We start from the raw sequence: 23,883 nt of genomic DNA, 5'->3' as shown, positions 1-23,883 counted from the left end.
AGCACAAAAGGCGCTCAAAACAGAAAGGGGAAAGATCTCCGGGACGCGGGGCCTGAGGGGCCGCTTCGCATCGCCGCGACCATGTCCAACGACCGGCGACCCGCCAACATTCCCGGGGCCACCCGCCGTGCGGGCAGTCTTTCACGGCCGTTCGCGAGTGTTCAACGACCGGCCGGTCCACACCATTCCCCAACCCCCTCCCCCGGAACCCGACACCCCACCCCAAACCCCCCCGGGATCATTGGGAGGGCGCACGCAGGCTGGGGCGCGGGTGTAGGCCACCTGGGCATCGCGCCCACAACCCCAGCAGCCGGACACGGCGTACCCCGACCGCCCCTTCCGCGACGCCTACGGCGTCCGGGAGAACACCGGACGGCAACGAGGATTTCTCATTTTCACCGGATCGAGTCTCAAGGCCACCTAGTGTTGGGCACACCGGTGCTAGTCACGGAGTTGGCCACCCGAACGACGTCCCACGCAGTCAGCGGACGAAAAGTGAGGGAAGACGCGTATGAAGGCAAGAAGAGTTCTCATACCGGCGGCAGGTGGCATCGCTCTGGGCGCGCTGTTGCTGCCCGGCACCGCGCTGGCCGACACGACCGTGTCGCCGTCCACCACGCCGGTCGGCGGAACCGTCGTACTGACCGCGACGGGCTGCAACCCGAAATCAGGCGACGCGATCTTCCGCGTCACCGGGCCTGACCGCGACCAGAACGTTCGCTCCACCACGGCAGCCGCCGGTGGCGGGTTGAGCGCGGAGTTGTTCACCGCCGGTTTCACCCTCGGCACCTACACGGTCTCCGCCACCTGCGGCGACGGTACGGCCGACGGCAGTGCGACCTTCACGGTCACCCCGATCGGCGGTGCCGAGGCCGGCGGCCGTGACGACGACGGTGCCGGGACCCTGGCCACCGGCGCCACCCTGTTGGCCACCGCGCTAGGCGGTGCCGTCATTCTGGCCCGGCGGCGTCGCCACGCCGTCACCGCCGCGACCCACTGATCCACGACTCACCCCATCCCATCCTGCGACGGGTGCCCGCACCGTGCTCGACGGTGCGGGCACCCGAGGTGGCACCGGCAGACGAAGATCCCACGCCCCTCGCGGGCACCGCGAACGGAGGTTCCCGTGCGGGCGTACCAGGTGATCCGGTTCCTGATCGCGGCGCTCGCGGTGGCCGGCCTCGCGCTGGTCGGCACGGGTCTGACGCGGCTACCGGCGCGACCACCGCAACCCGACGGCGCGACGGCGCCGCACCGGACGGTTCCGGCACCGCACCTGTCGCCGCTGCCCCGGGCCGCCCCTGTGGAGGTACGCATCCCGGCCGTCGGCATCAGCGCACCGCTGATCTCCGTCGCCGCCGACGCCGCCGGGGCGCTGGAGGTGCCACCACTGGACCGCCCGGGTGTCGCGGGCTGGTACCGGCCCGGAGTCAGCCCCGGCGAGACCGGCAACGCGGTGCTGGTGGGTCACGTGGACTCCCCCGGCGGGCCAGCCGTCTTCTTCCACCTGGGGCGGCTGCGTCCGGGCGACACCATCGAGATCGTCCGGACCGACGCCCGGATGGTGCGCTTCGCCGTGCACGACGTCGAGGCGTATCCGAAGGACCGGTTCCCCACGGACCTGGTCTACGGGCCGGGCGACGCGGCCGGCCTCCGACTGATCACCTGCGGCGGTCGGTTCGACCGGGGCACCGGCGAGTACGTCGACAACGTGATCGTTTTCGCCACCCGGGCAGCGTGAACCCGCGTTTGACCGTCGGGGCGCCGGGAAGAACTGTCGCCCACGGCAGATTCGCAAGGAGCGACGATGGCGCAGGCAGCACGGGCCAGCAAGCGGACCGGCGCGGAGAAGGGTGGCCCGCCGCCGCGGAAGGTGGCGGCGAAGAAGGCGGCCACGGCGGCGAAGCGGGCCACCGGGGCCACCGCCGCGAAGACGCCCGAGACGAAGCCCACCCCGACGAGTTCCCGCGTCGCCCGCAAGAAGGCAGTCTCCGCCACCGCCACCCCGGCCCGCCGCCCCACTGCCAAGGCAACCGCGGCGAAGAAGTCCGCCCCGGTCAAGAAGGCATCGGCGAAGAAGGCGACGGCGGCGAGAGCGTCCGGCAGGACGGCACCGGCGGGGAAGGCCACGGGTACGAAGCGGGCACCGACCAGGAAGACCTCCGCCTCCCAGGCCGCCGCATCCCGGTCCCGCTCGGCCACGCCGGCACCGGCGAAGCGGGCCACCACGATGGAGTCGTTCGGCAACCGGCGGAGCCCCCGCTCGGGATCCCGCTGACCGGCGCGTCCGCAGGGCTGTCGGGCCCTGGGGCGGGCGAGTCGGGAGCCCGGCCGCCGTAGCTTCGGCGGTTTTTCCGACGGCCGCCGCGGCGGTCGGCAGCGGCGCCGACGCGCCCCCGGTGGCCGTGGCCGACGCCGTGACCGGAAGGATGGCGACGTGGCCAAGCGAGACAGACGACCAGCCAGCGGACCCGAGGTGACCGGGACGTGCCCGTGCGGGCAGGGCCTGCCGTACGCGGACTGCTGCGGACGGCTGCACCGGGGTGAGGCCGACGCGCCCACGGCCGAGGCGCTGATGCGGTCCCGGTACGCGGCCTTCGCCGTGGGCGACCCGGACTATCTGCTGCGCAGCTGGCACTCCGGTACCCGGCCGCCACGGCTGCACCTCGACCCCACCCAGCGCTGGACCGGGTTGGAGGTGCTCGACACCGACGGCGGTGGCCTGTTCGACAGCACCGGCACCGTGGAGTTCCGCGCCCACTACCGGGAGGGGCACGATCCGGGCACGGTGACCGAACGCAGCCGCTTCGTCCGTGAGGACGGCCGTTGGGTATACCTCGACGACGACCTGGGCTGAAGCCGTTAACCGCCCCGGGCCACCCCCACCGACGCGAGCGGTCTCCGGTCGTCGGACGGCCGGATCGCCAGTGCCACCGCGATCAGCAGGTACGGCACGGCGGCGACCGCGAACGCCACCCGATTGCCCGCCACGGTAGCGACCAGGCCGTACCCGCCGTACACCACGATGATCGTCAGGTCGGTGGCCATCCCGGCGAGCGAGGTGACGGTGGCCCGCCCCGGCCCGGTGATCCGGGCCTGTAGTCGCGCGTCGGCCAGCACAGAGGCCAGTTGAAGACCACAGAACGCCACTGCCACCAGCCCGAACGCGGCCGGGTGACCCGACAGTGCGCCCCCGGCCAGGGCCAGCGCCGAGCCGGCCAGCAGCAGCGCAAAGCCACGACTGCCGAACCGCTGACCGACCGGGGCGAGCAGACCACCGACGACCTGCCCGAGCGTGACGATCAGGAGCAGCAACGGCACGGTGGTCAGCGCGACGCCGGTGTCGCGGGCCAGCAGCGGCGTGTACTCGTCGAGTGCGCCCCAGACTGCACCGACCCCGGCGACGAGCAGCACCGCCCGGCGCACCGACCGGTGACCTCGGGCCTCGGCGACTCCCGCGCGCAGCCCCTGCCACCAACCGAGTTCGTCCCCGTCCGGGTCGGCGGCCGTCACGGTGTCCGCCGGCCCACTGACCACGGTTGGGGCCGCCCTGCCCACGGCCGGCACGGCGAGGTCGGCGTCGAGGTCAGCCGACGCGGCGCGATCGACGCCACGCGGCACGGCGCGATCGACGTCGAGGCCGCCCGGCGGGGCGGAGGCGACGCCGGCCGGGCGGGTGGCCTGGCGGTGTTCGGGGAAGCGGACGGCGACGGCCGCGGCGAGCAGGCACACCGCGATGCTGGCCGCGCCAACCGCCGGGTAGCCACCGAACGCGAGCACGGGAGCAGCCAGCACGATCGACGCCAGCACACCGAGGGTCCCGGCGGTGCGCGCCCGGCCGATGACGCGGGCGTACCGGTCGGCGGCACCGAGCCGGTCCAGTTCGTCGAAGACCAGAGCCTCCGTCGCGCCGGAGGCGAGCGCGCCGCCGGCCCCCCAGAGGACGAACCCGGCGGCGAACGCCGGATAGGACGGCGCGAGGGTCCAGAGGGCGAAGCCGGCGGCGGTGCACAGCGGCGCGAGGCAGAGCATCCGCCGTCGGGAGGTCGCATCGGCCCAGGCACCGGAGGGCACCTCCAGCGCGATGCTGGCCAGCGACCAGATGACGAACAACGAGGAGATCTGCCCGACCGACAGGCCGGTGTCGGCGAAGAGCAGCGCGTACACCGGGTAGAGCAGCACCAGGTCGGTGAGGAACGCGTACGCGTAGAGCGTGCCGGCCAGGCGGCGGGCACGCGGCGAGGTCGGGGTCATCGGGGCCTTTCAGGTGGACGGGTCACGGACGCCGGTGTCACGGCGTCCGGGGCGGCCCACGGCCTCGGATGACGGATCAATGTCGCCAGGTCATGGCGCTGATGCTAACGCCCACCCGGCGGTTCCGCACGGGTGATTCGGGCGTGGCCAACGGCCCGGGCGGGACGGGACCGGTACCGGTCCCGTCCCGCCCGACGGTCAACGCTGCTCGCCGGTCTTCGGCAGCACGATTGTCGAGTCGCTGTCGGCGGAGTCGCGCGGTGCCGGCACCTGCGGCGGATTCGGAGTGACCACCTGGGTGGTGTCCGGGTCGCTCTCCGGCGACGCCGAGGGCTGCGTCGGGGCCGGATCCTGGCGTGGTAGCGGCGTGGTCGCGTCGGGATCGATGGCGGGGCCGGTGACGACCTGGGTCGCCTCCGGGTCGTCACCGGTGGAAGTCGGCTCTGCGTTGACCGGGTGGGAGGTGCTGGGCGTGGCGACGTCCGACGCATGGGTGGACGCGCTGGCGGCGGGGTCGGCGGGACGTTCGTCGGCCTCGCGCCGGCTGGCGGAGTAGGCCCGGGCGTGCTCGGCGATGGTCCGCGACTCCTGCTCGGCCCGGGCGAGCCAGGACTCCCAGCGGCTCTGCATCGGACGCACCAGCCCGCCGCCGACCCCGACCACGAGGATGCCGCCGATCGTGGCCAGCACGGCGATCAGCACCGGCGTGGTCACCGTGGTCGCCACACCGATCTGGTTGAGCGCGGCGATGATGCCGAGTCCGAGAATGAACGCCGAGGCGGCGGTGGCCAGCAGCCGGCCGTAGGACAATCCGCCGAGCGCGCCCGAGATGATGTCCTTCACCGCACTGGCGATGGCGGCGGCGACAACCACGATGACGATCGCCACGAAGGCGCGGGGCAGCCAGGCGATGACCCCGCCGATCAGGTCGGAGATCGGGTTCGGCCCCCAGACCCCGAAGGCCAGGTAGAGGGTGAGCAGGAGGATCCCGTAGTAGGCGAGCCGGGCGACGATGTCGCTGGCGTCGTAGCGGGATCTGGCCAGGGCCCGGCGGATGCCGCCGCGCTCGACCGCACGGTCGAAGCCGACCCTTTCGAGCAGCCGGTTGACCAGCTTCAGCACCGCCTTGGCCAGCAGCCAGCCGACCACCAGGATGGCCACGACGGCGAGCGCCTTGGGCAGGAAGAGAAGTATCGAGCGGAGGGTGTCCCCCACCGCGTCACCGAAGTCGTCTCGCATCGGATGGTCCTCCACAGGGGCAGGTGGTTCGTCCGGCCCGACCTACCCGCCTGCCCCTGCGCAGAAACCAGTGGAGGAGACGACCTACGGACGCAGTTGGGCCAGTGAGGCGACCGCGACCCCGTGCGCGTACTGCTTTGACGCCGCGTCGATCAGCGGGCTGAAGTCGTACTGGATGAGTGCCCCGTACTGGAAGAGCCCCATGCCGCCGGCGGATGCCTGGGCCACGTGCGTACGGGTGACGGTGTCGTACGGGCCGGAACAGAAGAAGCCGCCGTCGAGCCAGATCGGATCGTGGTAGTTCATCCAGAATTCCTCGTTGACACCGTACGGAGTTCCCATGCAGTACGGCTGCCACTGGGTCTGCACCCGGGTGAACGCGTTGACAAGCAACGACCTCAGCTCGGTGACGCTGAAGCGGGCCTGGGCCCGGGCGATCAGCGCGATCGGCCCGATGGCGCCGAGCAGGATGCCGAGCTGGTTCTTCGCCGAGGCGTTGGTGACCGCGTTCCACAGCGCGTCGATGAGCGTCACGCAGCTTGTCACGTCCTGCGCCCAGCGCTGCTTGAGGCTGAGCGGGAACTCGGCGATGTCGGCGAACTCGAGCACATGGTGCCGTACGCAGCCGGTCGCCTCCGCCACCGCCAAGGCGTCGGCGTGTGCGTTGATCGCGTCCCGCGAGGCGTTTACCGCGCCGATGATCTGGCTGGTCGCCTGTTCGAGAGTGAGTCCGCCGTTCTGGGAACTGTTGAAGTACGAGTAGGCCGCAGCAGCGAATTGGATGATGGCCGCCACCGTCGTCGGGTCCACGGCCGCCTGTGCCGGTCGGGCTCCGCCCGGCACGACGAGCCCGGTGGCCAGCACCACAGCCGCCATGCCGGTAGCGAATCGCTTACGTAGTCTTGTCACCGATCGCCTCCCTGGTTGTCCATGGTTTGTAGGACCGCCCGGGCCACCGCCCAACTCGTGCCCGCCCCGGCGGCCTCCAACAGCGACTCCGGCGAGTACGGGCCCTCCCGCCAGTCGCCGAAGTATTCGTAGTCCTGGAATTCCAGTCGCCGACCGTCGGGCGCGGTGCAGACGTGCACGACGTGGTAGATCGACGGGTGCGGGTCCAGGTCACCTTGCGCGGGGGGTGCGCAGACCGGCTTGAGGTTCTCCACGATCGACTCCAGTGCCTCCCGGTAGTGGCGCATCAGCGTGGTCGTGCCGAACCCGGCCTTGGCCCGGGCGGCCAGCGCCATCGGGTAGAGCGTGTGGATCGCGTACCCGAGGTCGTTGCGGGACTTGGGGTCCGTCATCGCGTTGAAGACGCTCGCCGCCATGTCGGCGTCGCGGGTGACGGCCATCGCCCAGTCCCAGAGCGTCTCCTCCTCAAAGATCTCTATGTCGTTGAACTCCACGATGTGCGCCCGTGCCGCACCGAGCCACGGCGCCGCGGCGAGGGCGTCCATGTGCGTGAGCACCACCGACTCGGCATCGTCGACAGCCAGGATGGTGTCGGTCACCAGCTGGGCGATCTCCTCGGGGCTGAGCCCGCCGTCACTGAACAGGTTCAGCAGCTGGATGACAGTGGTGCCGATCTTCTGCACGGGCACCGTGCCGTCGGCGGCGTGCGCCGGCGCCGCCGTACCCGGAACAGCCAGGGCGACCGCCAGCGTGGCGGCGACGAGCGTACGTACCGGTTGACGTCCCATGGCGATTCTCCTTCGCCCTGTTATCGACGGACGCGAATAGCGTGGACCGCGCGGCACCGGCTTGTCTTCGTCATCGGTGACAACCCGGATGCGCGATCGGGCAACGCCGCTTGTCACTTGTGGTGACCCGATCGAACGCGGTGCCACCCTTCGCGGAGCGCTGGTTATTACTCGGGCGGGGGCACTAATCTCTGAGGTTGAGGTGACGCGGGAACGGCTGGACCTTCGAGGCAGGGGCTTCAATGGGAGACCTGTTCCACCAGCTCAGCAAGCAGGTCGACCGCAACGCCCGACGGGCTGTTCGGGTGTACCAACGCGAGCTGCCCGAGTTTCGGCGGGTCGATGTGTCCAGCCACGGGCTCGCCGCGATGATGGATTTCGCGGTGCTGCTCCGCCGCCGCACCGCTGCGCTCGCGGCCGACGAGCAGCCTTTCACCGACGACGATCTGCGGCACATGGAGTCGGTCGGCCAGGAGCGCGGCGAACGTGGCATCTCCGCCGGAGCCCAACGCCAGGTGCTGACGCTGCACTCGACGCTGACACTTCAGGAGATCCGCGAGGCGGCCGGGCCGGACGACATCGAGGACGTGATGCGAATGCTGCGGTGGCTGGGCCCGCAGGGCGCGGTCGCCCAGGCCGCGTACACCCGGGGTTTCCTCGCCGGGCAGCACCGCAGCGTGCCGTTCGCAGCGCGGATACAACACCTCACGCTGGCACTGCTTCACGACGACCCCGCCGCCGGTCAGCTCGCCGGTGACCTCGCCCTGTCCCACCACGGGCCGTACCTGGTCACGGTCGTCACCATCCGAGGCGACACGCGACGCCTGACCGCCAAGGTGCGCGCCAGAACCATCGAGACGCTGCTGCACGTGCGCCGCACGCCGATGATGTGGCGCAAGCCGTCGGAGTTCGTCCTGCTTACCCCCGTGTCGGAGGCGGTCGGAACGCTCGTCGCCACGGAGCATCAGATCGCTCTCGCGGTGATCCGCGGTCTCGCCGACACCGTCGGCCGTCCGCTGTCGATCGGCACCGCCGCCGGCCCCACCGGCAGCCTGGCCGAGACCGCCGACCTGGCCCGCCGGGTCAGCTGCGTCGCGCCCGCGCAGGCGAGGCCGGATTGCCTGCACACGGTCGCCGACGTCCTGATCGAACTCGCTGTCGCACAACTGCCCGCGGTCGACCGTTGGCTCGACGACCTCACCCGCCGTCTCTCCGCCGGCCCCGATCTTGTCGAGACGCTCGCTGCCTACTACGACAACGACATGAACCGCCTTCGTACCGCGGCGGCCCTCAACATCCATCCGCGCACGCTCGACTATCGCATCCGCCGGGCCCACGACCTGCTCGGCTTTCACCCCGCGACGGCCCGAGGCGTACGCCTGATCGGTGCCGGCATCGCCCGTGCTCGGGCCGACCGGACGCAGTGAGCCGGCCGGTGCCGGTCCGCCGCAGCGTCGCGGCCGCCTCGACGAGCCGCTCCGGCCCAGGACGGCAACCCTGGGCCGGAGCGATGGAGCTGGTCGATCAGACGAAGTTCACGTCACTGCACCACATGTACGCCTGGTCGAGGTGCGAAGCCTGCCAGATGACGAAGACGATGTGGCGTCCGGTGTAGCCGGAGGTCGAGACGTTGAACGAGATGTTCTGCGCAGGCGCGTACCTGCCGGTCTGCGTGATGAAGTCGAGGTTGCCCCAGCCGAGCCGCTGGGTGGTGGGGTCGAACCCCTGCTTGCTGACGTAGACGCGGAAGAAGTCGGCGCCGTGGCTGGCCTGGTCGTAGAGCTGGACCGTGAAGTTGCGGCTCACGTTCGTCGTCCGCCACGCGCCAGGCTGGTTCAGGCTGTTGTTCCTGGACAGCCCGTTGCTGCACAGCTGCCCGTCGGGGGTGCGGCCCTGGAAGTTGCCGCCCAGACCGTCCCGCAACGCGCTCATCCAGTTCCACATGGTGTCGGGGTTGGCCTGGAACGCCTGCCAACACATGGGGTCCTGCTGCTGCATGGCCGGGTTGGTGTGCTGGCTGCCCCAGCTCTGCCAGCACTGGTAGGCGCGGGAGGCCGGGTTGATGATGGTGCCGTGCGCCTGGGCCGGGGTGGCCCAGGGCAGCACGCCAACGATCATCGCGAGTAGCACGGCAAACACCCGAAGGGGTTGGCGGACGGCTGACCGGGACCGTCCGCCGCTCTGATCAGGCCTGCGTGAACGCATGTGCGTCCTCCGTTCCTCGGTGGTGTCGGTGGATGGGAGCGCTTCCAACGCCAGATAAGCATCGAGTCGCATAAATGTCAATAATGATCTTAATTGGTGCCACTGTGTCCCGAGCCGGCCCGAGTCACCGTGAAGGGCACCAATGCCCCATCTGTGCTGCGACGATGACCCACTCCGCCACCCACCCGATCACCCGAACGACGTCCCGGATCGAAACTTTCGGTTGTTGACGGCTCGCGATTCATAGTACGAGAGCGCCGTCAGGCCGGCTCGTTCCAGAGGCGGACGTCGGTGTGGCCGGCAGAGGTCGTCAAGTCGCGTCCGCAGCGAGCAGCGGCAGCCGCTCGGCGGCGGCGCTGCCCGGTTCCACGGCGCTACCCGGTTCCACGGCGTGGGCGATCAGGATGGGGCCGCTGCATCCCGGGGGCCGGTAGGCGTCCCAGCCGCAGACGCATCCCGACCAGCGGCCCGTCGGAGTCAGCCTGGACAGGCGTAGCTGACCTCGGTCGCCGCCTGCGCCGGTGCCGGCGACACGATGTTCACCGTCGCGGTCTCCGTGGTGCTGCCGACCCCGGTGAACGACCAGCGCAACGTCAGCGTGACGCTACGCTGTCCCCGACCGACGCGCTCGGTGAGCAGAGCACCAGGCGCACTGCCGGTCCGCAGCCACTGATACTCGATCACGCCCGCGCGGCCGTTGGTCCGCACGGTGGCGACCACGTCGACGGTGACGTCGCAGCGTGCCTCGGCCGGTCGGGGCACGCTCGCGGTGACATCGGCGATCTCCAGCGGGCTGAGTCGCTGCCAGATCCACAACCCCACTGCCGTCAGCAGCGCAAGGCTCAGCAGCGCGGAGAGCACGGTGGTCACGCGACGCCAGGGCGACGGCCGGCGCGGCGGCGCGGGTGCCGGCCAGGCCGGTGCCGCTGGCGGGGCGACCGGCACGCCGGGACCGAACCGCAGCTCGCCGCCGGGCCCGGCGGTGGGCGCGGGCAGGGCCGTGCCGCCGGTACGCGTACCGACCGTGACATTCGCGGCCATCGTGTCTCCCCCGGTCCCAGCCAGCGACAGCGTCCGCTCCGCACCGTCGAGTGACAGCGTCCGCTCCGCACCGTCGAGTGACAGCGTCGGCTCCGCACCGTCGAGTGACGGCTTAGGTGCGGTCACGGACGGTGGCTGTGCGGGCAGGGTGACGGTCGGCTCGGCCGGTACCCGTTGGGTGGGTAGGGCCTCCGTGGCGTCGTCGTCCGGCTGATTCACGCTGTCGTCTCCTGCGTTCGTCGCGGGCCTGGGTGCGGGGGCGGCTGGTCAGCCGGGCGTGCAGAAGGAGTAGAGCGTCACGTGCACCGTCGCACCGGTGGTGGTGTTACCGGCGGCGTCGGTGGCCAGGACCGCGACCGGGATCCGCGTGGTCGCTCCGGGCCTGGGCAGGTCGCCGAGCACGCCCCGGAACTGGCCGCCACGCAGCTGAGCCATGTTCTGCTCGTAGGACCGCTTCTCGAGCGTGTAGCGCAGACGGACCCGCAGTTCACCCGAGTCGGTACGGTCGTCGGCGACGAGCGCGGTGACCGTGCTCGCTGTCGGCCCGAACGGGCAGCCCGCCGGATCCAGTTCGGTCGGACTCGCGGTGACCCGGTCGACGGTGGGCGCGGTGGTGTCCGACGGCGGTGCGGGACTGGTGGACGACGTGGGCGCCGGCGTCGCGGGCGGTGAGCCGCCCGGGGGACGCACCGACCGGCTCGGCTCGACCGTGGTGCCGCCCGTCGGGACGGTCCCCGTACCGGTCGGGGTGGGTGAACCGGGGGTGCCGACCGTCGGCACGTCGGACGTCGGCGTCGGCTGCTGTGCGGCCGGCACTCCGACGGTCGGGACGGTCCCGGCGGTCAGATCCGTGCGGGCCTCGGTGGCCGCCGCCGCACCGACCGACGGTGGCTCGTCCTTCCCGGCGTAGCTGAGCCCGGCAACGCCGACCAGCATCGCCGCCACCAGGCCGGACCCGACCAGCGCCGCCCGGGATCGTCCGGTCCGCCGAAGTACGGATCCGTCGGCGGCCCCGCCCACCGATGTCGGCGCAGAGGCGCCGACCGCCGTGCTGGCCACGCTGATGCCGCCCCCGCTGCCGTCCGGGAACGGAAACAAGGCCGCCAGCAGCGCTGCCCGGCGAGCCAGCTCGCGCCACCCGCGTTCCTCCCAGTCGTCCCCGTAGGCACCGGCGGCTACCTCCTCCAGGCTGGCGAGGAAGACCTGCGCGGGCTGTGGACGGTCGTCGGGCCGCTTGGCCATTCCGTCGCGCAGCAGGCCGTGCACCGGGCGCGGTGCCCGATCGGTGGGGATCGGCGCCCGGATGTGCTGCCGGCGCAGCGTGGCCAGATCCCGCCCGTCGAACGGCGGGTGGCCGGTGAGGCATTCGAAGAAGGTGGCGGTGGCGGCGTAGATGTCGCAGGCCGGGCTGGCCGGCGCACCGGACCACTGCTCGGGAGCCATGTAGCGGGGGGTGCCGGTGACAGTGCCACCGGAGGCGACACCGACCGGCATGGCGATGCCGAAGTCGGCGAGCTTGCTCGCGCCCTCGGCAGTCACCAGCACGTTCTCGGGTTTGTAGTCACGATGCACCACGCCGCGCGCGTGCGCCGCACCGAGCCCGGCCAGGGAACCCTTGAGCACGCAGAGCGCCGACTCCGGTGTGGTGGGACCCTGCGCACGCAGCATCTGGCGCAGCGACACGCCGTTGACCAACTCCATCACGATCGCCGCCCCGCCGGACGCCTCGACGTACTCGTAGAGGCGACAGATGTGCGGGTCGTCAATGTCGGCAAGCAGCCGCGCCTCGTCCCGGAAGTCGGCCCGCAACAGCTCGTCGTCGGGCCCGGTGGTCAGATACTTGATCGCCACCGCGGTGCCGGTGGCGTCGTGCACGGCGAGATCGACGCTGCCGGAGGCACCGGCACCGAGCCGACGGACCGGGGTGTAGCCGGAGACCTGCCAACCGTTCATGTCGCCACTATCCGTGCCACGCGCAAGTGAACGGTGCCGCTGAACACGCGATCATTATCGCCACCGCCGCCGGTGACGCCATCGGCCCGGCGGGTGCACCGACCCCACCGGGTGGCCAACTGGTGAGTCGTCCGGTGGGCACGGTCGGCGGCCTACCCGTTGCGCCTGGTGCCGCCGACCGGCGCTGAGCTGCACCGCCCCGACGTTTGACCGGGCTCGGCGACGGAAAGTGTGGCGGGATGAGATGGGCCCGTCACGCCGTACCCGCCGCCGTCACCGCCCTCGCCGCGCTCGCCGCCCGTGACCTGCTGCAACGCGAGCACGCGCTGAGGCGCAACTTTCCGCTGCTGGGTCGCGCCCGCTACCTGCTCGAATCGCTCGGGCCGGAGCTGCGGCAGTACATCGTGGCCGGCAACAACGAGGAACGTCCGTTCACCCGGGACCAACGCCGCTGGGTGTACGCCTCGGCGAAGCGGCAGAACAACTACTTCGGGTTCGGCACCGACAACGACATCGAGTACAGCCCGGGATATCCGGTCATCAAGCACCGCACCTTCGGTCGGGCGGTACCGCCGTCGACGCCGACTACCGGGCACGAGGTGCGACTGCCGTCGGCGAAGGTGCTCGGAGGCGCGCGACGCCGCACCCACGCGTTCCGCCCCGCGTCGGTGGTGACCATCTCCGGGATGAGCTTCGGCTCCCTGTCCGGCCCCGCTGTCGAGGCGTTGAACCGGGGCGCGGCGCTCGCCGACTGCCTGCACAACACCGGCGAGGGCGGGCTGTCCCCGTATCACCGCCACGGCGGCGAGCTGATCCTGCAACTGGGTACCGCGTACTTCGGCTGCCGCGACGATCGGGGCCGGTTCGACCTGGCCCGGCTCAAGGACGTGGTCGCCGGCGCACCGGTGCGGGCGCTGGAGATCAAGCTCAGTCAGGGCGCCAAGCCCAGCCTGGGTGGCCTGCTGCCGGGGGCGAAGGTGTCGGCGGAGATCGCCGCGACCCGGGGGATCCCGGTCGGACGGGACTGTGTCAGCCCCTCGCGGCACGCGGAGTTCGCCGACTGCGACAGCCTGCTCGACTGGGTGGAACTCCTGGCCACCGAGACCGGTCTGCCGGTCGGTATCAAATCGGCCGTGGGCGACCTCGATTTCTGGACCGACCTGGCCGACCTGATGCGCGACACCGGCCGAGGCGTCGACTTCGTCACCATCGACGGCGGCGAGGGCGGCACCGGGGCCGCGCCACTGATCTTCACCGATTCCGTGTCGCTGCCGTTCCAGCAGGGCTTCGCCCGGATCTATCCCATCTTCGCCGAACGTGACCTGCACGAGCAGGTCGTCTTCGTGGGCTCCGGCAAGCTCGGCCTGCCCGACAACGCGGTGGTCGCGTTCGCGCTCGGCTGCGACCTGGTGGCCGTGGGCCGGGAGGCGATGCTGGCGATCGGCTGCATCCAGGCGCAGAAGTGCCACACCGACACCTGCCCCACCGGAGTGGCCACCCAGAACGCCTGGCTGACCCGGGGGCTGGACCCGGCATCGAAGTCGGTCCGGGCGGCGCACTACCTCAAGACGCTGCGGCGGGACCTGATGAAAGTCTCCGAGGCGTGCGGGGTGGAGCATCCAGGGCTGATCGACACCGACGCCGTGGAGATACTCGGCGGGCGGACCAGCGCCACTCCGCTGCGCGAGGTGTACGGGTACCGACCTGGCTGGGGCCTACCGTCGGCGGCCGACCGCAAGGCGGTCGTGGAGCTGATGTCCACCGAGGCACCCCAGGGCGGCAGCGCTCCCCCGTCACCGACCGCCCAGCGTTGACGCCCGACGTTTCGCACCAGCCGCCGACGGTGGTTTCGAGCCCGGGTGCGCGCGGGTCGACCGGGCCGACCCGCGCGCGTCCGGGTCGCCGGAGGACGGATCACGTTCGTGCCATCTCAGCACGGATCAGCGGCAGGCCCCTCCTCCGGCGTCGACCGTCATCACCGTCCTGGGCGGCGTCGCCTGTAGGGCGGGTGGTACCCGACGCGTCGCAACGGTCGAGTGACTGATCCGGACCGACGGGACCGGCCGCCAGAGCAGGTTGACGGTGGCGCCGCCGGGACCCGACAGACGTTGCCGGCCCCGGTAGCCGAGCCGGCGATAGAGACGCAGGTCGTCGTCGTGCACCTCCGCGTACGCGGGCAGACCGAGGTTGTCCATGTACCGGTGGCTGCCGGCGAGGACGGCGGCGGCCTGACGAGCCCGGTCGACGTCCGGGGGTGCGGCGAGGAACGCGAGGTGGTTGTGTGCCTCGGCGGGCCGCCGCGCGGCAAGGAGATGGTCGACGCGACGGAAGCGCACGGCGTGTTCGCCGCTGGCGTCGTCGAGTCGCTCGTCGTAGCGGGGTGGCGGCGGGATCGGGCGATAGCGGTGGAACCAGACGGTGGCGGCGGTCCCGTCCTTGAGCAGGAACGCGTCGCCGAACAGCAGGGCGTGCTCGGTCCAGATGCGGGCCACGGCGGCGATCACGGCAGCACGGCGCCGCTCATCGGGCACGAGCCACGCGCCGAGGGACGTGGGGACGATCGTGGCGGTGAGCAGGTCGACGATCCAGTCGACGTCGCACCATCGGGCACGGTTGACCGGCAGGGTGACGTGCATGGTTACTCCTGGTGAGGCATGAAGTCGGAAAAGTAGGTGATGGGCCGGTGCCAGGCAGTCACACGCCGGCAGGCCCGGGACGGTCGGCGGGGTAGACCGCCGTCAGGTGTCGCGTCGCGCGGCCAGGACCGACGTGGCGGCGCGGAGGTGGCAGCGAGCGGTCAGGCGGGCCGGCTGCGCGGGCGTGGCGAGCGGGAGGGGCGTCTCCGGGTACGCGCCAGCCGGGTCACCCGGCCGCTGACCGTCGGCGGCGACCAGCCGGCCACGGCCATGTCGACCGGGCCGCTGTGCGACGTCGGTGCCGACTCGGCGCCGCTGGTGCCGGGAGCCGGCGACGAGGGCGGCGGACCCGGCGTACGGTCGGCCTGCCCGTCCCGCTCGTGCAGTCCACCGTCGACGATCTCCTCGCCGCTGTGCGGCAGCGAAGCCGCCGGGTGGCCGGACCGGTGACGGATGACGTGGTGGACGGAGCCGATCTGCCGGGCGCCGTCCGCGCCGGCGTCGGCCCGGTCCGGCCTGGCCGGTAGCGCGGGTTCGGCTTCCGGTGCCGGTGGCGTGGCGGGATCCGGATCGGGCCGGGGGGTCGGGTCCACCGGTGCCGGAGCGGGTTGGGGCAGCTCGACGACCGGATCCAGCACGTCGAGCACCGGCTCCAGCCCCACCACTACGGAGTCGAGCAGCGGCGACTCGGGATCCAGCAGCTCCACAAGGGCGGCGATGAGCGGCGCTGCGAGCGTCCCGGCCTCGGCGACCACGGCGGCCACCTCGTCGCGTACCGCCTCGGGCAGTCGCGCCAGCGGCTCCGCCGATCGGCTGTGGGGCCGGCTCGCAGCTGGCGACCCGGCCGTCCGCTGCGCTGCCGGTGCCGCACCCGCCGGGTGGGCAGCGACCCGAGGTGCGGTCGGCCTCGGTCTCGACGTGCTCGGGTCGGTCGGCGGTGGCGCCGGGTCGGCCGGTGGTGCCGGGTCGGCCGGTGGTGCCGGGTCGGCCGGTGGCGCGGTGTCCTGCGGTGGTCGCCCACCGGCAGGTGGTGCCGGCGGTTCCGCCGGCCTGGCGTCGGCGGGTGGTTCGGGCTCGTCGGGCGGAAGCGGTCGGGGCGGATCGGACCTGGGCGGTGGGGCCGGCGGCGATGGGGCCGGCGGCGGGGGCTCCGGGGCGGGCGGATCCGACGTGAGTGCCGGGGCGAGCAGACCTCGAACGAGGTCGCCGACGCGGGGGGTTGCTCCGTCCTGAGTGGCCACCGACGGCTCCCCGGCGGCCCCGGCGGAATCGGCCGAGGCGACGTCGTAGGCGCACCATGCCGCCCCGGCGACCGCGGTCAGGAAACCGAGCCGTAGGACCGCGCGGGCGAGGCCACGCCGTCGTCTCGTCACCGGCGCCTCCCGTGCCCGACCGCCACCCGCTGCGAACGCACCCTAACTCACTGCGACAGTACGGTCACGAGCCACGGGCGTGTCGATCCGCCAGGTTCCCAACTGGTCCAACCAGTTGACGGGTTGATGTGCCCTGGGCCACACTGCCGGGCATGGCATTCGTCCCCGTCACCCGGGCCTCCGTCTCCGACCTGGTCTTCGGACAGTTGCGCGACGCCATCGTCAGTGGCACCTACCGCACCGACGACACGCTGCCCGGCGAACGGGAGCTGGCGACGACCTTCCAGGTGAACCGACATGCGGTCCGGGAGGCGCTGCGTCGGTTGCAGCAACTCGGCCTGGTCCGGATCAGCCAGGGCGGGGCCACCCGGGTGCTGAACTGGCGGGTGCACGCCGGTCTGGATCTCGCGCTGTCGCTGGTGCGCTCCGGCGACGTACTGCCGGTCGCCACCCTGGTCCGCGACATGATGGACATGCGGGCCTGCATCGGCGTCGACGCGGCCCGGCTCTGCGCCCGCCGGGCCGACGACGCGGCGCGGCGACGGATCGTCCGCGCGGTGGAAGAGTTCGCCGACCTCGCACCCGATCTGACCGCGATGGGTGAGGCCAACATCGCCGTCTGGCGGTTGATCCTGGACGGCTGCGGCAACACCGCGTACCTGCTGGCCTTCAACAGCCTGGTGGCCGGCGCCCTGGCGGTGGCCGAGGTGCCGCCCCAACGGCGCGCCACCGAACTGCTCGACGTCACCGGGCACCGCCGGCTGGCGTCGGCCATCGCCGACGGCCGGGACGTCGAGGCCGCCGAAGAGGCCCGATCGCTGCTCACCGCCGCGCTCACCGCCCCGACCAGAAAGGACAGCCGGGCATGATCCCCGCCGTGCTCTACGCCATCCCCGCGTTCCTCCTGCTCATCACCGTCGAGGCGCTGTCGTACCGGTTCGCGCCCGACGACGCCGAACGGGGCTACGAGGCCCGGGACACCGCCACCAGCCTGACCATGGGGGCCGGCAGCCAGGTCATCGGCGTGCCGTGGAAGCTGCTCACGATCGGCCTGTACGCCGCCGCCTACACGATCTCGCCGTTCAGTCTCTCCCCCGGCGACTGGTGGGTCTGGGTGTTGTTGTTCTTCGCCGACGACTTCGCCTACTACTGGTTCCACCGGGCCCACCACGAGGTGCGACTGCTGTGGGCGGGACACGTGGTGCACCACTCCAGCGTGTTCTTCAACTTCTCCACCGCGCTGCGGCAGAGCTGGACGCCGATGACCTCGCTGCCCTTCTGGCTGGGCCTGGCCCTGCTCGGCATTCCACCGTGGATGATCTTCCTTCAGCAGTCGATCAGCCTGCTCTACCAGTTCTTCCTGCACACCGAGCGGATCAACCTGCTGCCCCGACCGATCGAGTTGCTGTTCAACACCCCCTCACATCACCGGGTGCACCACGGCTCGAACGACGAGTACCTGGACCGCAACTACGGCGGCATTCTGATCATCTGGGATCGACTCTTCGGGACCTTCCAGGCTGAGGGCGACGCGGTCCGGTACGGCCTGACCAAGAACATCGGCACCTACAACCCGCTGCGGGTGGCGACCCACGAGTACGCGGCCATCTGGCGGGACCTGCGCACCACCAGGTCCTGGCGGGAGCGGCTCGGGTACCTGCTGCGCCGCCCGGGCTGGCAGCCGGCCCGATGAACACCGCGACCGGCGCCGGCCGGAGGCTGGTGGACACGCGGCTGCGGCGGCCGGACCGGGATGTGGTGTTGCTCTGGGCGTTCGCCGTCGTGGCGGCCGTCGAACTGGTCGCCGTCGCCACCGACGTGCTCGCGGTGCAGTGGTTGGCCAAGCCGCTGCTGGCGCCGCTGCTGCTGGCCTGGCTGTGGCGGGTCCGCGCGGCGAACGCCCCGATCGCGGTCGGCCTGCTGCTCGCCACCGCCGGAGACGTCGCGCTGCTGATGCCGTCGGACGCCGCGTTCCTGGTCGGGATGGGCTGTTTCCTCGGCACCCAGCTGGCGTTCGTCACCGCGTTCGTGGGTCACCGCCGGGCCCGACCGGCGGCGCTGGCCGGGTACCTGGCGCTGTGGGTGGTGGCGAACGCGCTGCTGTGGCCGCGGCTGGGCGACCTGCGGCTGCCGGTGCTCGGGTACAGCCTGGCGTTGTGCCTGATGGCGGCGACCGCGACCGCGTTCGGCCTGCGGGTCGCGATCGGCGGCGCGCTGTTCCTCTTCTCGGACCTGTTGATCGGCCTCGGTGCGGCCGGTACGACGCTGCCCGGACACGGCGTGCTGGTGATGGCGACCTACAGCGCCGCACTGTTCCTGATCAGCACCGGCTGGGCAGCGGCGAGCCGGCACCGAACCTAATGGCCCTGGTAGAGGGCGGCGACCTCGTCGGCGAAATGATCCTGCACCGCCTCCCGCTTGATCTTGAGCGTGGGGGTGAGTTCCCCGTCCACCTCGGTGAGATCCCGGTGCAGGATCCGGAAGGTCTTGACCTGTTCGGCCCGGGAGATGCTGCGGTTGGCCCGGTCGATCGCCATCTGGATCTCGCCACGTAACTCCGGATCGTCCCGCAACGCGGACACCGACGCCCCGGGATGCCCGTGCTGCTCCCGCCAGCGCGTCCACGCCTGCGGGTCCACCGTCACCAGCGCGGCGACGTAGGGGCGACCGTCGGCGACCAGCATCACCTGACTGATCAGTGGATACGCTCGGATCCGCTCCTCGATCGGCGCGGGCGCGATGTTCTTGCCGGCGGCCGTGACCATGATGTCCTTCGTCCGTCCGGTGATCCGCAGGAAACCGTCGTCGTCGATCGTGCCGAGGTCGCCGGTACGCAGCCACCCGTCGTCGGTCAACGCCGCCCGGGTGGCCTCCGGGTTGTTCCAGTAGCCGCCGAACACCACCTCGCCCCGGGCGTGGATCTCGCCGTCGTCGGCGATGCGGATCCGTACCCCCGGCAGTGGTCGCCCGACCGTGCCGATCCGCATCGCCGTCGGCAGGTTCGCGGTAAGCGCCGGGGAGGTCTCGGTCAACCCGTACCCCTCCAGCACGGTGATGCCGGCGCCCCGGAAGAAGTGCCCCAGCCGCTCCCCCAGCGGCGCGCCGCCCACGATGGCCATCCGGCACCGTCCGCCGAGTGCGGCGCGCAACCGGCGGTACGCGGCGAGGTCGAACACCAGGTGCGCCAGGCGGAGCAGCCTTCCGGGGCCACGTGACGTGTCCAGCGCGCGGCTGTACCGCACGGCCGCCCGCTCGGCGAGGCCGAAGAGCCATCCCCGGTGCGCGTCCTCGGCAGTGTGCCGGGCCTGGTCGTGCAGCTTCTCGAACATCCGGGGCACGGCGAGGATGAAGGTGGGCTTGAACCGGCGCAACTGGTCGAGCACCCCGGAGATGTCGGCGCTGTGCACCATGGTGGCGCGGTTGTGCACCATGCCGATCTGGATCAGTCGGGCGAAGGCGTGCGCCAGCGGCAGGAACAGCACAGTCGTCGCACCCGGATGCAGCAACTGGGGCAGCACCGCGGTGGCGTTGCCGATGTCGGCGGCGAGATTGCGGTGCGCCAGCACGCAGCCCTTCGGCGGGCCGGTGGTGCCGCTGGTGTAGACGATGGTGGCGATGTCGGCGCCGGTCACGGCGGCTCGACGCGCATCCACCTCGGTGGCGTCGATGGCGCGGCCCCGCGCCACCAGCTCGATGAGATCACCGGCGTCGATACGCCAGGTCTGCCGCAACTCGGGCAGCTCCGAACGCAGATCGGCCACGCTGAAGGCGTGGTCCGCGGTCTCCAGCACGCAGCCGACCGCACCGGAGTCGCCGAGCATCCAGCGGATCTGTTCCGGGCTGGAGGTGTCGTAGATCGGCACGGTCACCGCGCCGATCGACCAGAGCGCATAGTCCACGAGCGTCCACTCGTACCGGGTGCGGCTGAGCAACCCGACCCGGTCGCCGTGCGCGACCCCGGCGGCGACGAAACCGCGGGCCACCGCGACCACGTCATCGCGGAACTGCCGGCAGGTCACCGGCAGGGCGCCGCCCCGCCCGGAGCGGCGCACCGGCCACGACCGGGGATCCGGGTCGGGCCGGACGAACTGCACCGCGTCCGGGTCCTCGGCCGCGTTGCGCCACACCTGCTCCGCCAGGGTGGTGTCCTCGCCGCTGACGATCGACTCGACCGCTGTCTCCCGCATGCCCGCTCACCTGCCGTCGCGTCACCCAGCCAAGGCCACCCGAACAGATGCTGAACTCCCCCCACGCGCCGCGCCCTGAGAACCCCCGAATCCACCCCGCGCCATCCCACCTCGTGCTACCCCCGACACCCCCACCCCGCCGCCGCCCCAACCCCACTTCGTCGATCTTGCAGTTCCGGTCGGCGAAACAACCCTTTCGTGGCTTTCGCGGGGACAAAAAGTGCAAGATCGACGAGAGCTGGGCGGGGGCGGTCACCAGTCATGGACGGTGCCGTCCTGGAGCCGGTTGAACGGCAGGTACGCCGGTTGGTACGGGAACCGGGCGGCGGCCTCCTCGTCCAGTTCGACGCCGAGACCCGGCTGCTCACCCGGATGCAGGTAACCGTCGGTGAAGGTGAACGACTGGCGGAACACCTCGTCGGTGAGGGCGCCGTGCCGCATGTACTCCTGGATGCCGAAGTTGTGGATGGCCAGGTCAAGGTGGAGCGCGGCGGCCATGCCGACCGGCGAGATGTCGGTCGGCCCGTGGATGCCGGACTTGATCTGGTACTGCGCGGCGAAGTCGAGCAGCTTGCGCATCGCGGTGATGCCGCCGGTGTGAGTGACCGCGGAACGCACGTAGTCGATCAACTGTTCCCGGATCAGGGTCTGGTAGTCCCAGACGGTGTTGAACACCTCGCCGATCGCCAGCGGGGTGATGGTGTGCTGACGGACCAGCCGCAGCGCGTCCTGGTTCTCCGCCGGGGTGCAGTCCTCCAGCCAGAACAGGTCGTACGGTTCCAGGGCCTTGCCCAGCCTCGCGGCCTGGATCGGGGTCATCCGGTGATGCCCGTCGTGCAGCAGCGGCAGTTCGGGCCCGAACTCGTTGCGGACCGCCTCGAAGACGCCGGGCAGGTGGCGCAGGTACGCCCGGGTGTCCCAGTCCTCCTCGGCCGGCAACGGGGTGCGCTGCGCCGGCTCGTAGTCGTAGCGCTTACCGTCGGCGCTGGGCTGGGTGGCCACCCCGTACACGGCGTTGATGCCGGGCACCGAGGTCTGCACCCGGATGGACCGGAAGCCGAGGTCGAGGTGGGCCCGGATGGAGTCGAACAGCTCCGGCAGGTCCCGCCCGGAGGCGTGGCCGTACGCCATGATGCCGGTGCGGGACGCGCCGCCGAGCAGCTGGTAGAGCGGCATCCCCGCGGCCTTGGCCTTGATGTCCCAGAGCGCGACGTCGACCGCGGCGATGGCCGCCATGGTGACCGGCCCGCGCCGCCAGTACGCCGAGCGGTACAGAAACTGCCAGGTGTCCTCGATACGGTGCGCGTCGCGCCCGAGCAGCAACGGCACGACGTGGTCGCGCAGGTACGAGGCGACGGAGAGTTCGCGCCCGTTGAGCGTGCCGTCACCGAGGCCGGTGATGCCGTCCTCTGTGGTGATCCTCAGGGTGACGAAGTTGCGGTCCGGGCTGGTGACGATGACGTCGGCGGCCACGATCTTCACGAGGGGTGCCTTTCCCGCGGGCCGTTGAACCCGGCGGCGGCACCGGCGGCGAGTCGGGGGAACCCGCGTTGAGCTCGACGTTGTACTGGCCCGAGATGCTAGGCCACAACGCCACCGCGCCGCCATCCGCGGCCAGGAACCTCCCTCGGCCGACCGCCTGCCCGATGTGGCCCAGCGCCATCCCTTCCACCCGGCACGCCGGCTCCCGTCCGGGTGGTGCGTACGATGCGGCACATGGCGTTGTTGCACCGAGCGGACATCCGTCCCACCAAGCTGGAACTGTTGGCGGCCTGGCTGCCGACCCGCGACTGGTACGAGGGCGGCGTCGACGTGGCGCGCGTTGCCGGGTACCGGTTCGACGACCCGGCCGGGCAGGTGGGCATCGAGACGCTCCTCGTCGCCGGCGGCGACGGGCCGGTGCACCAGGTTCCGTTGACCTACCGTGGGGCGCCGCTGGACGGCGCCGACGAGTGGCTGGTGGGCACCACCGAGCACTCGGTGCTGGGTCGGCGCTGGGTCTACGACGCGGTCGGCGACCCGGTGTACGCGGCTGCTCTGGCCGAGGCCGTCCTGGCCGGCACGGGACAGGCCGAGGAGTACTTCGAGGTTGACGGCCGGCGCGAGGTACGCCCGCCCAGCATGGCCATCACCAGCGACGCCCCCGCCGTCGCCGTGCCTGTGGTCGGCGCGGTGCTCCGGGTGGTCGACGGCGACCCGACGCTCATCGTCACCGACACCGTCGAGCTGGGGGTGATCCGCCGCCCCGGATCCACCGCCGCCCCCGCCGGTGCCACCTTGACCGGCAGCTGGGACGACGTCCGGGTCTCACTGGCGTACGCCGCGCCGCGCTGAACCGGCACGGACACCGCGACGGCCCCGCGCCGCGCCATGTGCGCGTCAGTCGGTGAAGGCGGACAGGTCGAACCGGGTCAGGCGGTCCGGGTCGGCGATCACGTCGATCTCGGCGATGCGACCGTCGCGGATGCTGAACGCCATCACCGACAGTGGGCGGCCCGACGCCATGACGACCACCCCGGCGGCACCGTTGATCAACGCGGGCCGCGCGAACGGCGAGAATCGTCCGAACGTCGTGGCCTGGGCGGCCACCGCCGGAGCGCTAATGATCACGGTGGTGTGGCGGGTGCGGGTGGTGCCGCCGTCGGCACGAAGCACCACGTCCGGGTGCAGCACGGCGACGAGTCCCTCGAGGTCACCGTCCCGGGCTGCGGCGAGGAACGCGTCGACCACCGCGCGCTGCCGGGCGAGGTCCCGGTCGGTCGGCGGGGCCTGTCCGCGTACCCGACGGCGGGCCCGGCTGGCCAGCTGCCGTGCGGTGGCCGGCGACCTGTCGATCATCGGGGCGATCTCGTCGAAGGGCACCCCGAACATGTCGTGCAGCACGAACGTGAGACGTTCGGCGGGCGTCAGCGTGTCGAGCACCACCAACAGCGCCAGCCCCACCGAGTCGGCCAGCACAGCGGCCTGCTCGGGATCGTCGGGTCCGGCGGGCATGATCACCGGGTCCGGCACCCGGACGTCCCACGGCTCCTCGCGTCGCCGCTGCCGGCTGCGCAGGATGTTCAGGCACACGCGGGAGACCACAGTGGTCAGCCAGGCGGCGAGGTTGTCCACCTCGTCGTGGTCGGCGCGGGAGAGCCGTAGCCACGTCTCCTGCACGGCGTCATCCGCCTCGCCGAGCGAGCCGAGCATCCGGTAGGCCACCGAATACAGGTACGGCCGTTGCTGCTCGAACCGCTCGGCCAACCAGGCGGACTCGCCCACGCCACTCCCCTTCCTGAAGGTTCACCCACCCGAC

Annotated in this window: 22 protein-coding genes; 10 read left to right on the top strand and 12 right to left on the bottom strand. The window is 71.6% G+C overall.

Annotation, left to right across the window (positions count from 1 at the left end; all coding sequences use genetic code 11):
• Positions 1 to 511: 511 nt before the first annotated feature.
• From Vse01_RS29605 to Vse01_RS10355, 4 genes are all read left to right on the top strand, one after another.
• Positions 512 to 1,000, top strand: a complete 489-nt coding sequence (locus Vse01_RS29605; protein ID WP_093405611.1) for a hypothetical protein — start codon at positions 512 to 514, stop codon at positions 998 to 1,000.
• 126 nt (positions 1,001 to 1,126) lie between these two features.
• Entirely contained in the window at positions 1,127 to 1,741 is a 615-nt protein-coding gene (locus Vse01_RS10365) for a class F sortase (protein ID WP_093405613.1), read from the top strand.
• Positions 1,742 to 1,807: 66 nt separating this feature from the next.
• On the top strand, positions 1,808 to 2,278 hold the full coding sequence (locus tag Vse01_RS10360) for a hypothetical protein (RefSeq protein ID WP_093405615.1): 471 nt from the start codon (positions 1,808 to 1,810) through the stop codon (positions 2,276 to 2,278).
• A gap of 159 nt (positions 2,279 to 2,437) precedes the next feature.
• Positions 2,438 to 2,857, top strand: coding sequence for a YchJ family protein (locus Vse01_RS10355; protein ID WP_170863456.1), 420 nt, complete (start codon positions 2,438 to 2,440; stop codon positions 2,855 to 2,857).
• Positions 2,858 to 2,862: 5 nt separating this feature from the next.
• Here the strand turns inward: Vse01_RS10355 and Vse01_RS10350 are convergent, their stop codons facing one another.
• The 4 genes from Vse01_RS10350 to Vse01_RS10335 all read right to left on the bottom strand — a co-directional run bounded on the left by Vse01_RS10350 (position 2,863) and on the right by Vse01_RS10335 (position 7,190).
• Positions 2,863 to 4,254: an MFS transporter gene (locus Vse01_RS10350; RefSeq protein WP_093405620.1), complete on the bottom strand. Its 1,392-nt coding sequence runs from the start codon at positions 4,252 to 4,254 to the stop codon at positions 2,863 to 2,865.
• A gap of 198 nt (positions 4,255 to 4,452) precedes the next feature.
• Positions 4,453 to 5,493, bottom strand: coding sequence for a mechanosensitive ion channel family protein (locus tag Vse01_RS10345; protein WP_093406094.1), 1,041 nt, complete (start codon positions 5,491 to 5,493; stop codon positions 4,453 to 4,455).
• Positions 5,494 to 5,577: 84 nt separating this feature from the next.
• Positions 5,578 to 6,402, bottom strand: coding sequence for a hypothetical protein (locus Vse01_RS10340; protein ID WP_170863457.1), 825 nt, complete (start codon positions 6,400 to 6,402; stop codon positions 5,578 to 5,580).
• Entirely contained in the window at positions 6,399 to 7,190 is a 792-nt protein-coding gene (locus tag Vse01_RS10335; protein ID WP_093405625.1) for a hypothetical protein, read from the bottom strand. Before Vse01_RS10335 ends, Vse01_RS10340 begins: the two co-directional genes overlap by 4 nt.
• Positions 7,191 to 7,432: 242 nt before the next feature.
• On the opposite strand from Vse01_RS10335, the gene Vse01_RS10330 reads away from it, so the two are divergent.
• Positions 7,433 to 8,617 (top strand): PucR family transcriptional regulator, encoded by a 1,185-nt coding sequence (locus Vse01_RS10330; protein WP_093405628.1) that lies wholly within the window; start codon positions 7,433 to 7,435, stop codon positions 8,615 to 8,617.
• Between the two features lie 97 nt (positions 8,618 to 8,714).
• Here the strand turns inward: Vse01_RS10330 and Vse01_RS10325 are convergent, their stop codons facing one another.
• The 3 genes from Vse01_RS10325 to Vse01_RS10315 all read right to left on the bottom strand — a co-directional run bounded on the left by Vse01_RS10325 (position 8,715) and on the right by Vse01_RS10315 (position 12,389).
• Positions 8,715 to 9,320 (bottom strand): lytic polysaccharide monooxygenase auxiliary activity family 9 protein, encoded by a 606-nt coding sequence (locus Vse01_RS10325; protein WP_093406097.1) that lies wholly within the window; start codon positions 9,318 to 9,320, stop codon positions 8,715 to 8,717.
• 552 nt (positions 9,321 to 9,872) lie between these two features.
• Complete coding sequence (locus Vse01_RS10320; RefSeq protein ID WP_204019241.1) at positions 9,873 to 10,655, bottom strand: hypothetical protein; 783 nt, start codon at positions 10,653 to 10,655, stop codon at positions 9,873 to 9,875.
• 48 nt (positions 10,656 to 10,703) lie between these two features.
• Positions 10,704 to 12,389 (bottom strand): serine/threonine-protein kinase, encoded by a 1,686-nt coding sequence (locus Vse01_RS10315; RefSeq protein ID WP_093405632.1) that lies wholly within the window; start codon positions 12,387 to 12,389, stop codon positions 10,704 to 10,706.
• Between the two features lie 239 nt (positions 12,390 to 12,628).
• Between Vse01_RS10315 and Vse01_RS10310 the strand changes: the two genes are divergently transcribed.
• Positions 12,629 to 14,203: an FMN-binding glutamate synthase family protein gene (locus tag Vse01_RS10310; protein WP_093405634.1), complete on the top strand. Its 1,575-nt coding sequence runs from the start codon at positions 12,629 to 12,631 to the stop codon at positions 14,201 to 14,203.
• Between the two features lie 126 nt (positions 14,204 to 14,329).
• Here Vse01_RS10310 and Vse01_RS10305 read toward each other — a convergent pair whose 3' ends face one another.
• Together Vse01_RS10305 and Vse01_RS10300 are read right to left on the bottom strand one after the other, a co-directional pair.
• Complete coding sequence (locus tag Vse01_RS10305) at positions 14,330 to 15,025, bottom strand: hypothetical protein (RefSeq protein WP_093405637.1); 696 nt, start codon at positions 15,023 to 15,025, stop codon at positions 14,330 to 14,332.
• Between the two features lie 161 nt (positions 15,026 to 15,186).
• Positions 15,187 to 16,398, bottom strand: coding sequence for a hypothetical protein (locus Vse01_RS10300; RefSeq protein ID WP_170863458.1), 1,212 nt, complete (start codon positions 16,396 to 16,398; stop codon positions 15,187 to 15,189).
• Between the two features lie 152 nt (positions 16,399 to 16,550).
• Between Vse01_RS10300 and Vse01_RS10295 the strand changes: the two genes are divergently transcribed.
• Genes Vse01_RS10295 through Vse01_RS10285 form a run of 3 tightly spaced genes read left to right on the top strand, consistent with a single transcriptional unit; the run spans position 16,551 to position 18,759 of the window.
• Positions 16,551 to 17,267: a FadR/GntR family transcriptional regulator gene (locus Vse01_RS10295; protein WP_093405644.1), complete on the top strand. Its 717-nt coding sequence runs from the start codon at positions 16,551 to 16,553 to the stop codon at positions 17,265 to 17,267.
• The gene (locus Vse01_RS10290; RefSeq protein WP_093405647.1) at positions 17,264 to 18,091 is read left to right on the top strand and encodes a sterol desaturase family protein; all 828 of its coding nucleotides are present in this window, start codon (positions 17,264 to 17,266) and stop codon (positions 18,089 to 18,091) included. Before Vse01_RS10295 ends, Vse01_RS10290 begins: the two co-directional genes overlap by 4 nt.
• Entirely contained in the window at positions 18,088 to 18,759 is a 672-nt protein-coding gene (locus Vse01_RS10285) for a lysoplasmalogenase (protein WP_093405649.1), read from the top strand. The genes Vse01_RS10290 and Vse01_RS10285 overlap by 4 nt, the downstream gene beginning before the upstream one ends.
• Here Vse01_RS10285 and Vse01_RS10280 read toward each other — a convergent pair.
• Entirely contained in the window at positions 18,756 to 20,585 is a 1,830-nt protein-coding gene (locus Vse01_RS10280; protein WP_093405652.1) for an AMP-dependent synthetase/ligase, read from the bottom strand. The genes Vse01_RS10285 and Vse01_RS10280 overlap by 4 nt on opposite strands.
• A gap of 252 nt (positions 20,586 to 20,837) precedes the next feature.
• Entirely contained in the window at positions 20,838 to 22,067 is a 1,230-nt protein-coding gene (gene manD / locus Vse01_RS10275) for a D-mannonate dehydratase ManD (RefSeq protein ID WP_093405656.1), read from the bottom strand.
• Positions 22,068 to 22,301: 234 nt separating this feature from the next.
• Here manD and Vse01_RS10270 point away from each other — a divergent pair, with 234 nt between their 5' ends.
• A complete protein-coding gene (locus Vse01_RS10270; RefSeq protein ID WP_093405659.1) occupies positions 22,302 to 22,919 on the top strand; it encodes a CG0192-related protein in 618 nt (205 codons plus the stop codon).
• A gap of 45 nt (positions 22,920 to 22,964) precedes the next feature.
• Here the strand turns inward: Vse01_RS10270 and sigJ are convergent, their stop codons facing one another.
• Positions 22,965 to 23,849 (bottom strand): RNA polymerase sigma factor SigJ, encoded by an 885-nt coding sequence (gene sigJ, locus Vse01_RS10265; protein ID WP_093405661.1) that lies wholly within the window; start codon positions 23,847 to 23,849, stop codon positions 22,965 to 22,967.
• Between the last annotated feature and the right edge of the window lie 34 nt (positions 23,850 to 23,883).

The sequence above is a fragment of the Micromonospora sediminimaris genome (assembly GCF_016863575.1).
Lineage (GTDB): Bacteria > Actinomycetota > Actinomycetes > Mycobacteriales > Micromonosporaceae > Micromonospora > Micromonospora sediminimaris.
The sequence above is the reverse complement of the archived record's forward strand: the minus strand, read 5'-3'. Positions and strand labels throughout refer to the sequence as shown.